This window comes from Bradyrhizobium sp. (genome assembly GCF_049586575.1).
GTDB lineage: Bacteria > Pseudomonadota > Alphaproteobacteria > Rhizobiales > Xanthobacteraceae > Bradyrhizobium.
Genome location: NZ_JBAVCF010000428.1, coordinates 1 through 2,172, shown reverse-complemented (window position 1 = coordinate 2,172; position 2,172 = coordinate 1). Strand labels below are relative to the sequence as shown.

At 57.0% G+C, this 2,172-nt stretch carries 2 protein-coding genes and 1 other RNA gene; 1 reads left to right on the top strand and 2 read right to left on the bottom strand.

Annotated elements, in window-relative coordinates:
- Positions 1–173: 173 nt before the first annotated feature.
- Together ssrA and WB528_RS16980 are read right to left on the bottom strand one after the other, a co-directional pair.
- Positions 174–534, bottom strand: a transfer-messenger RNA (tmRNA) gene (ssrA, locus tag WB528_RS16985).
- Between the two features lie 71 nt (positions 535–605).
- Positions 606–809: a cold-shock protein gene (locus tag WB528_RS16980; RefSeq protein WP_423889568.1), complete on the bottom strand. Its 204-nt coding sequence runs from the start codon at positions 807–809 to the stop codon at positions 606–608.
- Between the two features lie 517 nt (positions 810–1,326).
- On the opposite strand from WB528_RS16980, the gene WB528_RS16975 reads away from it, so the two are divergent.
- On the top strand, positions 1,327–1,497 hold the full coding sequence (locus WB528_RS16975; RefSeq protein ID WP_423889567.1) for a hypothetical protein: 171 nt from the start codon (positions 1,327–1,329) through the stop codon (positions 1,495–1,497).
- The last annotated feature ends 675 nt before the right edge of the window (positions 1,498–2,172 follow it).

The following is a 2,172-nucleotide window of genomic DNA, read 5'->3' as shown; positions in this document are numbered from 1 at the left end:
CGGGCGGCCCCGCTTGTCGCGCGCGATGCCCGGACGCTGCGAGGAAGGAGCCGATTAGGCTCGCGCCCCGCGCGCAATTCGAGCTTCGCCAGGATGCGAGGTCTCGAGATTACGAGGATCTTCACTGATTCCGCTAGAAACGCAAAAAGCCGCGCCAACCCGAAGGCTGACGCGGCGATGGCCGTTCTGTTGCTAGGTGGACCAACCCCGAACGGTTACGCCGCGAGGCGCACTTCGTTCAATGCAACGTTATCGTTTGCATTTAGGTTTTTGACCCGATAACGGCGGTATCATGCCGGGCACAATTCAGAGTTTCTTCGCGACCATCGATCCTGTTTCGCCCCCGCCTTAACAGCCTTGGAATTTTGCCTTCCGACAAAATCAATCTCACCGAAATGAGACCTTTAAGCTCAAGCTGCTAAGGTGGAGGCGCCGGGTACTGCCCCCGGGTCTGCCCGCGGTCCACTCTAAGTTTCAGCGCCATCGTCTTGCGACGCCGCACCTATACGCGCCAAAGGCCAGTTAGGCTAGTGCAAACGCAAAAAGGCCCGGCGCGGCGAACGGCGAGGCCGGCAAAGAGGAAGCCGCCGAGCTGAGGGCCGCCTTCAGCCGACCCTCAGATTTTCCGCCGATGTCTTGCCTCGATTTTCCGTCTCTTCATAGCTCACCTTGGCACCCTCATTGAGGCTGCTCAGGCCGGCTCGCTCTACAGCCGAGATGTGCACAAACACATCCTTGCCGCCGTTGTCGGGCTGAATGAATCCGTAACCCTTAGCCGCATTAAACCACTTCACCGTTCCTGTCGCCACGTCCCGCACTCCCGTTTTTTACACGGTGACAACCTTAGATCAGCGGTGGGGAGCGCGGCAATAGAAAAGGCCGCCAGTAAATCGGGCGGGCTCGCTGGAACGGACCTGAACCCGCGCCCCATTTTGTTACCACTGGCACGACGTCTAGGGTCACCCACGAAACAGCCGCGAAACCGTTTTCCAACTTCTCACGAAATTTGCCGGAAACGAATCGCAGGCACGGTCTCGGCGGGGTTCGGCAACGGAGGTCGCAAATGACTGCATTGGTTCAAGCAATTTTCCGGCTGTCCGCCAGCACAAGCATTGAAACCGAAACATTGCAGACGCTTGCGATATTCTGTGGTGCGGGCCTTTGCGTCTCGCTGCCGTGCGCGGCTTGCGGACTGGATCTCGGCGCCGAATTTTTCTGATTGCAATAAGCCCATTGTGAGCCAGTTCACACTTACTCGGCATGGCGCCAGTTAGCGTCTAGCTGTGTTGGAGGCCGACTAGCATGCGTAGTTCGAAGAGCGTTGCCATGAACAGCCTCGCGGAAGTCCTACATGTAGGCTCGGCCGTTGGTAGCGGGGCAATATTGAAGCGGCTTTTCGTTATCGGCTATTTGACGGCAATTGCCGTCGCGATGCTCGGCTGGTTGTCAGCATTCGGTTGGATCACCGTCAGGGTAGCTAAGTGGCTGTTTGCCTAGTTGAGTTATCCGACGAACTGAGCGAACTCTGCTATCCCGCAGCCGATCATAATCCAGAGAGCAAAGTTTACTTCCAACGCGACGAGCATCACGCATCTCCGCATTTTTGGTTTTCGATGATTTCAGCAACGAACGCTCTATAGGGAAAAACAGCTAGGAGCGATTATCAGAATATGGCCCAGTTCCGTAGTTGCAGAGTGGTCAGTTTTGACCAGATCGGCGAATAAGGGACGGGATCGAGGCGCCTCGCGCTGCACTTGGGAAACACTCCCACGTGAGGATGGTTCACCGCTTCAGAATATGAAGCGGACAGAAGTTTACCCCGCTCGATGACCGCAGGAGCGGCGGCGGCAGAATTGTGGCAGAAGCTACGCCGGCCAGGACGAAGCGGCGGGATAAGCCCTCAGCGGGCTTGGGGGACTCGCCGGTGAGGTTTTGGCTTTCGGGCTCCGATAGCGGGTTCATGGAAAAGCGAATCGGTCAACTCGCCACGGGCTTCTGGCGGGCAATTTGAAGTGGACCCTGGAAATAGGACCGAGAGTTAAGGTGTGAAGCGTCCTGCTCTGTGTTAACCGACGGGGTATGGACATGACAAAATCACGCAAGAAGTTTGACGCCGCATTCAAGGCCAAGATTGCCCTGGAAGCACTTAGAGAGCTGGCTACGGTGCCGGAG